Genomic DNA, 8,932 nt, shown 5'->3' with positions numbered 1-8,932 from the left:
GGTTTTGAAGGGAGCTGGCGCTGGGGAGTCTGAGCAGGGCTCTGTATCGGTGTCCATCAGTGGGCCTAAAACGCAGTGGGGCTCGCGCGCCAGCAGCCCCTCCAGGACGCGCCCGAGCGGTCCGGCGTTGCGGGCGGGCGGGACGGCTTCGGTCAGCGCGGCCTGCAGGGACGCCATCGCGTCCGGGCGCTCGTACGGGGAGCGGCCCTCGACGGCGGCGTAGATCGTGGCGCCGAGGCCCCACAGGTCGGACGCGGGGACGGCCCGCTCCTCCCCCGCCGCGCGCTCGGGCGGGATGTAGGCGGGCGAGCCCATGACGAGGCCGGTCTGGGTGAGGGTCGAGTCGCCCTCCATCTGCGCGATGCCGAAGTCGGTGAGGACGACGCGTCCGATGTCGGTGATCAGCACGTTGCTGGGCTTGACGTCGCGGTGCAGGATGCCCTTCTCGTGGGCGTGCCGGAGCGCGGCGAGCATCTGCAGCCCGATCTCGGCGATGCGGCGGTGGCCGACCGGCCCGTTCTCCAGCATGTCCTGGAGGGAGGGGGCGGTGACCAGCTCCATCACGATCCAGGGCCGCCCGGCCTCCTCCACGACGTCGTGGACGGTGACGACGCCGGGATGGTTGAGCCGCGCGGACGCCCGCGCCTCCCGCAGCGTCCGCTCGTACAGGACGGCGTGCTCGGATTCGGTCAGGCCCGGCGGGAGTTCGACTTCCTTGACCGCGACCTCACGGTCGAGCATCGTGTCGTGGGCGCGCCAGACGGTGCCCATGCCGCCGCGCCCCACCACCGAGTCGAGGCGGTAGCGGGTGCCGAGCAGCCGTCCCTGTGCCATGTCGAAGATGTCCCCCCGTCGCTATCCCACCCCCGTGGGACGGAACGTTTCGAACACATTCTTCACGAGCGACCTCTTGTCGTTCCACTGGGACGCCGGAACGACCACGATGACCGCGTAGGACTGCCCCCCGATGATCGCCCCGCGGTCCCTGGCGCGGGTGGTCACTCCCGCGCGGGTCCAGGTGAAGTTGATGTCGGCGGCAGCGTACCCGGCGAGCTTGCTGTGGGTGATCGAAAGCTTGTGGAAGTCCGGCAGCTGGCCGTCCGCGATGGCCTCTTTCTCCCAGACCACCCAGTGCCGGTAGGGGTCGCCGGTCCACGGGGTGCGGTCGACCTGCACGTACGCGCTCGACGCGGGGTCGGTCCAGACGACGCCCCGCTCGTTCGGCTTGCGCTGCCAGCCCTTCGGGACGCCGATCGTGTAGCCGGTGCCCGACGCCCGGGTGAAGCCGTCCGGCATGACCGTCTGCGCCGGTCCGTTGCCGGACGCGCGGGCGTCGCGGGCGGGTCGTCCTGCGGCTGCGTCGGCTTCCCGGAGGCGCCGGGCCCCGCCCCCGGGGACTGGGCCGTCGGCGGATTCTGGCCGGTTCCGGCCCCGTCGCCCGAGGTGCCGCCGTCGGGTCGCAGGAAGAACGCTCCGGCCCCGAGGACGACCGCCACGGCGACCGCCGCCCCCGCGACGATCAGCGGCGTCCGCGACCGTCCGCCGCCGCCGCGTCCGGCTCCGTTCCCGTCGGCGCCGACGGCGCCGGTGCCGCCGGGTGGGAACCCGGCCGTCCCCGCGTACTGCGGGTTCCACGTCTGCTGCATCGTCCCGGTGTGGCCGGGCGGATCCGGGACGGGGACCGGCGCGGGCACGCGGCCGCCCAGCGTCGTCGCGTCCCGTGCGGTCCCGGCCTGCGGCGAACCGGCGGCCGCCGGGGCGTCGGTCACCGTGGCCGCGACGGACGTACCGGCCGCGGGGCCGGGCACGGCGTGCCCGTTCGCGACCGCGGTGAGCGCGTCCTCGGCCTGCTGCGCGCTCGTGCGGGCGGCCGGGTCGCGGTCGAGGAGCCCGATGAGGACGGGCGCGAGCGGGCCCGCGTTGCGGGGCGGCGGCGCGTCCTGCGTCATCACGGCGGCGAGGACGGCCATGGCGTCGCTGCGGTGGTGCGGGGACTTGCCCTCGCACGCGGCGTAGAGGGTGGCGCCGAGCGCCCACAGGTCGGAGGCGGGCAGGGCGGCGTCGCCCTTGACCCGCTCGGGCGACATGTAGGCGGGCGACCCCATGACCATGCCGGTGCCGGTGAGGGTGGCGTCCCCGGCGACCTGCGCGATGCCGAAGTCGGTGAGGACGGCCCGGTCGTCGCCGGTGACGAGGACGTTCGCGGGCTTGACGTCGCGGTGCAGGATCCCGACGGCGTGCGCGGCGCGCAGCGCGCCGACGACCTGCCGCCCGATCGCGGCGACGCGGGCCGGGGGCAGCGGCCCGTCCTCGTCGAGGATGTCCTGCAGCGACCGGCCGCGGACGAGTTCCATGACGATCCACGGGCGGCCGTCCTCGTCGACGACGTCGTGGACGGTGACGACGCCGGGGTGGCCGAGCCGGGCGGACGCGCGGGCCTCGCGCAGCGTCCGGCGGTGCCGGTTCTCGCGCTCGTCGTCGGCGAGGCCGTGCGGCAGCACGACCTCCTTGACGGCGACCTGCCGGTCGAGGGTCTCGTCGTCGGCGCGCCAGACGGTGCCCATGCCGCCGCGTCCGACGACCGAGAGCAGCCGGTACCGCCCGGCCAGCACGCGTCCCTCCACGTATCAGTCCTCCGCCGGGGTGAACGATTCGTACACCGGCTGCAGTTCGGCGAACCGCGCGTCCCAGCCTTCGTGGGGGGCGCGCAGGAGGATGGCGTAGCCGTGGCCGTTCGCGACGAACCCGCGGTTCAGGATGTGCATCCGGGTGCCGCCCGTGCCGTCGTAGGTGAACTCCCAGTCGGCGGAGTCGTCGCCGTCGCCGGTGTCGGGGACGGGCGGGTGGTCGCCGGTCGGGGCGAGCTTGACCCGCTCGTAGCCGGGCCAGCCGCCGCGGCCCTCCGCCGTCTCCCAGTCCTCAAGGGCGCTGTCGCCCGGGTCGTCGGTCTGGTCGACCTGGACGTAGACGCTGCGGTCGGGCGAGTAGAAGAAGTCGCTGGTGTTCTTGCTCTCGGGGCCGGTCCAGTCTTCGGGGATCGCGATGGTGTAGCCGCTGCCGTCCTCGTGCTTGCGGAATCCCGCCGGGACGGTCGGGGTGGGCGTCTCCTCCGGCTCCTCGGGCTTCGTCGTGACGGGCGCGGCGCCGCCGGTGTTCTCGGGCTGCTGCGTCCCGGTGGTGGCGCTCTCGTTGCGGGCGGGCTGCTCGTCTCGCCGCCGCTGCTCGCGAAGGCGATCCCGGCGACGACGAGGATGACGATCAGCACGATGACGCCGATGACGAGCAGGTTGCGGTTCGCGGCGAGGCCCGTCCCGCCGGGTCCGCCGCCGGGCGTCCGGTGGCCGGGCAGGCGCGGCAGGCCGGGGATGCCCGACAGCCTGGTCTGCGACCCGGCGCCCGGGGCGGCGGTCTCCGGCCGCCACGGGTCGCGCGCGGTGTCTTCCGTTCCGCCGCCGTGGCCGCCGTCGTAGCCGCCGCCTTGGCCGCCGTCGTAGCCGGACGTCCCGGCGGGCGCGGCCACACGCGTCGCGCCGGGGGAGTGGACGCCGCCCGACGGGTCCGGGGAGGTGACCCCGGTCGCCGCGTCGACGGCCATCGTGTGCTGGGTGTCGATCGTCTCCTGGCGGACGAGTTCGTCCAGCAGCGCCCCGGCCTCGATCGCGTCCATGCGCTGGTCGGGGTTCTTGCGCAGCAGGCCCTCGATGACCGGGACGAGCGGGCCGCCCTTCTCCGGCGGGTCGGGCTCTTCGGAGATGACGGCGACGAGCGCGGCCATCGGCTCGTTGCGCTCGAACGGCGACTTGCCGTGCACCATCGCGTAGAGGGCGACGCCCAGCGACCACAGGTCGGACGCGGGCCCGGCCTTGCGGCCCCGCGCGCGCTCTGGGGCGATGTAGGCGGGCGAACCCATGACCAGGCCGGTCTGGGTGAGGGTGGCGTCACCGGCGGCGATGGCGATGCCGAAGTCGGTGAGGACGGCGCGTTCGCCCGTCCGTCCGGTGCCGGTGATGAGCACGTTGCTGGGCTTGACGTCGCGGTGCAGGACGCCGGCCTGGTGCGCGGCGTGCAGGGCGGCGAGCATCTGCCGGCCGATCTCGGCGGCGCGCAGCGGGTCGAGCGGCCCGTCGTGTTTGATCACCTGGTCGAGGGAACGGGCCCGGATGAGCTCCATGATGATCCAGGGCCGTTCGTCCTCCTCCACGACGTCGTAGACGGTGACGACGCCGGGATGGCCGAGGCGCGCGGCGGTGCGGGCCTCACGGAACGTGCGCTTGTGATGGACGGCGCGTTCCTCATCGGTGAGACCATGCGGGAGGATGACCTCCTTCACCGCGACATCACGACCGAGGACCTCATCGTGTGCCTGCCAGACCGTCCCCATGCCGCCTCGGCGACCTGGGTCACCAGTCGGTAGCGGCGGGCGAGCAACCGCTCGCCATTGGGCTCATTTGGCATATCCGCGACCATATCCACTTTTGCTGACAATCTTGGACCAAGCTTGCAAGCCACATCCCCCCACCCGTACGACGCCCGGCCCCCCGCCCGGGTTCGCCGCCGGATGAGCAGGACCGGGGAGGGCGACTGAGGTGTCACCGCGGACGAGACCCGACCAGGAGAAATTCCCGGAGAAGCCCTCGGGGGAACATTCCGGCCCGCGCCACGACGCGGCCCCGGACGCGCACCGGACCGCGCACCGCGACGCGCGCCCGGAGGCACCGCCCGCCGGGGACGGGACGGCCGAGCACCGGCCGGCCGCGGCATGGCCGGCTGCCGAGTGGCGCCGCCTCGTCCAGGCCGCGCCGACGATCTTCTTCTGGTACACCCGACTCTCCGGGATCCTGTCACTGCTCGCCTGGATCTCCTATGGTCTCATCCTTGAGCTGGCCGATATCTGGGCCTTGCGCTGGATCGGCTATCTCGGCTGGTTCCCGAGCGTGCCCATCGGCCTGATCTGGATCCTGCTGTCGATGGGCGTCCGGCGGCGGAAAAAGGCCGCCTGGCGGGTCCTGCTGCTGGTGCTGTGCCTGCCCGCGGCCCTGCACGTCACCGCCTTCCTCGCCAAGCTGCTGGACCCGGACCTGGACGTTCCGCCGGGCGTGGCCGTCGCGTCCGTCCTGTACCTCGCGGCGATCGCCCTGCTGGTGGCGGCGCGCGGCGAGTTCACCACCCTGCCGGACCGTGCCAATCGCCGGCTCGCCGCACTCGTCTTCGCCACTCTCCTGATCGTGACCTGCGGAATCGGCACCTGCCTGGTCACCGCCACCGACCGCGACAAGGACGGCGGTTTCTGGACGCATCCCGTCTACGCGGTGTCGCAGACCGTCCTCGGGCCCCGGGTCACCGGCGCGCCGATCGACATCTCGGTCGCGTTCTGGGTGGACGTGATCCTCTGGGTGCTCGGCACGGGCCTCATGCTCGCGACGTTCTGGGCGATGTTCAAACCGGGACGCCGCGACCCCGTCCTCAGCCCCCAGGAAGAACTGTCGGCGCGCGCGCTGCTCGCCGAGTACGGCGACCAGGACTCCCTCGGCTACTTCGCGCTGCGCCGCGACAAGGACGTCATCGTCGCACCGAACGGTAAGGCCGCCATCGCCTACCGGGTGGAGGGTTCGGTCTCCCTCGCCAGCGGCGACCCCCTCGGCGACCCCGAGTCGTGGGACCAGGCGATCGAGGCGTGGCTGGAGGAGTGCCGCGCGCACGCGTGGATCCCCGGCGCGGTCAGCGTCGGCGAGCGCGCCGCGCACATCTACCGGCGGCACGGCTTCGACGCCCTCGAACTGGGCGACGAGGCCATCATCGACCTCGCCGACTTCGGCCTGGACGGACGCGAGATGCGGCAGGTCCGGCAGGCCGTGCGGCGGGTCGAGCGGGCCGGGTACACGGTCCGGATCCGGCGGCACGCGCAGATCCCGTCCTGGGAGATGGCCCGGCTCGCCCGCCGCGCCGACGACTGGCGCGGCGAGGAGACCGAGCGCGGTTTCTCGATGGCGCTCGGCCGGCTCGGCGACCCCACCGACGGACGCTGCGTGATGGTGGAGGCGTTCGACGCGGACGGCAGGCTGCGCGGCCTGCTCAGCTTCGTCCCGTGGGGCCGCGCCGGGCTGTCGCTCGACCTGATGCGCCGCGACCGGGCCGCCGAGAACGGCCTCAACGAGTTCATGGTCGCCAAGCTCGCGGAGAAGGCCGCGCTGGTCGGCGCGCAGCAACTCTCGCTGAACTTCGCGATGCTCCGCTCCGCGTTCGAGCGCGGCTCGCAGATCGGCGCGGGCCCGGTCGCCCGGGCGTACTACCGGCTGCTCTCCCTCGCGTCCCGGTTCTGGCAGCTCGAATCGCTGTACCTGTCGAACGCCAAGTACATGCCGCACTGGCGTCCCCGCTTCATCTGCTACACGCAGAGCCGCGACCTGATCCGGCTCGGACTGGCGTACGCGCGCGCCGAAGGCTTCCTGCCGAGCCTGAACCGTCCGAAGCTCGACCGGGCCGCCGCAATGGTCCCGACGATGGACCTCGTCGACAGCGTCCGCAAGATAGAAGAGGAGGCCGACGCCGCGCGCGCGCCGCAGCGTCGCCTGTCCGAACAGGAACGCGTCCGGCACGCGAAACTCGACCAGATCCGCGAAGCGGGCATGGACCCGTACGCGCTGGGCTTCGACCGTACCCATGTCGTCGCCGACGTCCGCGCCCGCTTCCCCGACCTCCCGCCGGACGAACGAACCGGTGAAGACGTCGCGATCGCCGGGCGTGTCGTCCTGTCCCGCGAGCACGGAAAGCTGATCTTCGTAACACTTCGGGACGAAACGGGCGACCTCCAGGTCATGCTGACCGAGGACACCGTCGGCGGCGACTCCCTCCGCCGCTGGAAGTCCCTCATCGACCTCGGCGACCAGGTCGGCGTGCGCGGCGAGGTCGTCGCGTCCCGCCGGGGCGAACTGTCGGTGCGGGCCACCGAATGGAAGCTCACCTCCAAATGCCTGCGCCCCCTGCCGGACAAACGCTCCGGCCTCTCCGACCCGGAGGCCCGCGTCCGGCGGCGCTACGTCGACTACATCGTCAACGACGACGCCCGCCGCATGCTGCGGATGCGCGGCGACGCGATCGCCGCCGTCCGCGACGGGCTCCGCGACCGCGGCTACCTGGAGGTCGAGACGCCGATGCTCCAGCCCGTCCACGGCGGCGCCACCGCCCGTCCGTTCACCACCCGCATCAACGCCTACAACATGCAGCTCTACCTGCGGATCGCACCCGAGCTGTACCTCAAGCGCCTCCTCGTCGGCGGCGTCGGCCGCGTCTACGAACTGAACCGCAACTTCCGCAACGAGGGCGTGTCGAACCGCCACAACCCCGAGTTCACGATGCTCGAGGCGTACGAACCCTACGGCAACTACGACACGATGGCCGAGCTGACCCGCTCCCTCGTCGTGGACGCCGCCCGCGCCGCCCTCGGCACCACGATCGTCGTCCGCGACGGCACCGAGCACGACCTCGCCGAACCGTGGCGCGAGATCACCGTCTACGGTTCCGTCTCCGACGCGCTCGGCGAGGAGGTCACCCCCGACACCTCGCCGCAGACCGTCCGCGGCTACGCCGAACGGCACGGCCTGAACTTCGACCCCGCGTGGGGACAGGGCCGGCTCGTCCAGGAACTGTTCGAGGCGCTCGTCGAGGAACGCCTCGAAGCGCCCACGTTCGTCCGCGACTACCCCGCGGAGACGTCCCCGCTGACCCGCCCGCACCGCGACGACCCGCGGCTCGCGGAGAAGTGGGACCTCATCGTCTTCGGCCTCGAACTCGGCACCGCCTACTCCGAACTGATCGACCCCATCCTGCAGCGCCGCCGCCTGACCGAGCAGTCGCTCCAGGCCGCGGGCGGCGACCCCGAGGCGATGGAACTGGACGAGGACTTCCTGCGGGCCCTCGAATACGCGATGCCCCCCGCGGGCGGCATGGGCATGGGCATCGACCGGCTGCTGATCACCCTCACCGGCCGGACCATCCGCGAGACGATCCCGTTCCCGCTCGTCCGCCCCGGTTCCTGAGGCCCCGCACGCCGTGCATGATGCGGACATGGATGATCGTTTGGCATTGCGGCCCGTGGACGAGGAAGACCTGCCGATCCTGGAGGCCGTCACCCAGGACCCGGACACCGTCGGGGAACACACCTGGTACGGCTGGTTCGAACCCGGCCGGTACCGGCGCGGCTGGGCGGAGAACCGGCTGATGGGCCCGGACGGCGGCAGCCTGATGCTCGTCCGCGGCCCGGACCGGCTCGGTTTCCTGTCGTGGCGCCGCAAGAGGACCTCGCCCACGTCGTACTGCTGGAACATCGGCATCGCCCTGCTGCCGGAGGCGCGCGGCAAGGGATACGGCACCGAAGGGCACCGGCTGCTCGCGCGCTACCTGTTCGCGCACACCACCGTCCACCGGATCGACGCCGACACCGAGACCGAGAACATCGCCGAGCAGAAGGCACTGGAGAAGGCCGGATTCAGCCGCGAGGGCATCATGCGCGGCTGCGTCTGGCGCGAGGGCGCCTGGCGCGACGGAGTGACCTACAGCCTGCTCCGCACCGACCCGCCGGTGTGACCCGTCAGAGAGCGCGGGGCCCCGGCCGGTAGCCCTGCGCGGCGAGCCACCGCCGGGCGGCGCCCCGCCGCGCGTCCTCCCCGCCCGGCGCACCGACCGGCGGGACCGGCAGCCACCGGCCGTCCCCGCGCACTCCGCGTCGTGGACGACCTCGTCCGCGGGCAGGACGTCGCCGCGTGCGAGATCGAGCAGCACCGTCCCGTCGGCGTCGAGCGCCGCCGCGACCGCCCCCAGATCCACCGCGAGCACCTCAAGGTCCGGGGCGTCGCCCCGCAGCTCGGCGGCCAGTTCGGCGTCGCCGGGCGCCCCGCGCGCCTCCAGTTCGGCGAGACACGCACGCGCGCGTTCG

8 protein-coding genes are annotated in these 8,932 nt (G+C 72.9%); 3 read left to right on the top strand and 5 right to left on the bottom strand.

Annotated features, from left to right (window positions below; translation table 11 throughout):
• The 4 genes from BJF79_RS23995 to BJF79_RS61295 all read right to left on the bottom strand — a co-directional run.
• A partial coding sequence (locus tag BJF79_RS23995; protein ID WP_143220121.1) for a serine/threonine-protein kinase occupies nucleotides 1-834 on the bottom strand: 834 nt, incomplete at its 3' end.
• Between the two features lie 164 nt (nucleotides 835-998).
• Nucleotides 999-2,624 (bottom strand): serine/threonine-protein kinase, encoded by a 1,626-nt coding sequence (locus BJF79_RS61300; protein ID WP_075900634.1) that lies wholly within the window; start codon nucleotides 2,622-2,624, stop codon nucleotides 999-1,001.
• A 3-nt stretch (nucleotides 2,625-2,627) separates the two neighbouring features.
• On the bottom strand, nucleotides 2,628-2,765 hold the full coding sequence (locus BJF79_RS55770; protein ID WP_158079271.1) for a hypothetical protein: 138 nt from the start codon (nucleotides 2,763-2,765) through the stop codon (nucleotides 2,628-2,630).
• Nucleotides 2,753-4,330 carry a serine/threonine-protein kinase gene (locus BJF79_RS61295; protein WP_262402487.1) on the bottom strand — a complete coding sequence of 526 codons (1,578 nt, stop codon included), beginning with the start codon at nucleotides 4,328-4,330 and terminating at the stop codon, nucleotides 2,753-2,755. Before BJF79_RS61295 ends, BJF79_RS55770 begins: the two co-directional genes overlap by 13 nt.
• 475 nt (nucleotides 4,331-4,805) lie before the next feature.
• Here BJF79_RS61295 and lysX point away from each other — a divergent pair, with 475 nt between their 5' ends.
• Nucleotides 4,806-8,036, top strand: a complete 3,231-nt coding sequence (gene lysX / locus BJF79_RS23980; protein WP_075900636.1) for a bifunctional lysylphosphatidylglycerol synthetase/lysine--tRNA ligase LysX — start codon at nucleotides 4,806-4,808, stop codon at nucleotides 8,034-8,036.
• A 28-nt stretch (nucleotides 8,037-8,064) separates the two neighbouring features.
• Nucleotides 8,065-8,583, top strand: a complete 519-nt coding sequence (locus tag BJF79_RS23975; protein ID WP_075900632.1) for a GNAT family N-acetyltransferase — start codon at nucleotides 8,065-8,067, stop codon at nucleotides 8,581-8,583.
• 4 nt (nucleotides 8,584-8,587) lie between these two features.
• Here BJF79_RS23975 and BJF79_RS61290 read toward each other — a convergent pair whose 3' ends face one another.
• Nucleotides 8,588-8,716 (bottom strand): hypothetical protein, encoded by a 129-nt coding sequence (locus BJF79_RS61290; protein WP_262402486.1) that lies wholly within the window; start codon nucleotides 8,714-8,716, stop codon nucleotides 8,588-8,590.
• Between the two features lie 8 nt (nucleotides 8,717-8,724).
• Between BJF79_RS61290 and BJF79_RS23970 the strand changes: the two genes are divergently transcribed.
• Nucleotides 8,725-8,932: hypothetical protein (locus BJF79_RS23970; protein WP_143220120.1), on the top strand; the 208-nt coding region annotated here is incomplete at its 3' end.

It is taken from the genome of Actinomadura sp. CNU-125 (assembly GCF_001942465.1).
Classification (GTDB): domain Bacteria; phylum Actinomycetota; class Actinomycetes; order Streptosporangiales; family Streptosporangiaceae; genus Spirillospora.
Note: the sequence above shows the minus strand (reverse complement) of the source record. Positions and strands in the feature narration are given on the sequence as shown.

Bases quoted from the DNA above. Each gene is read 5' to 3' on its own strand.
- BJF79_RS55770 (WP_158079271.1), bottom strand. From the start codon at position 2,765: ATGCACATCCTGAACCGCGGGTTCGTCGCGAACGGCCACGGCTACGCC.
- BJF79_RS23975 (WP_075900632.1), top strand. From the start codon at position 8,065: ATGGATGATCGTTTGGCATTGCGGCCCGTGGACGAGGAAGACCTGCCG.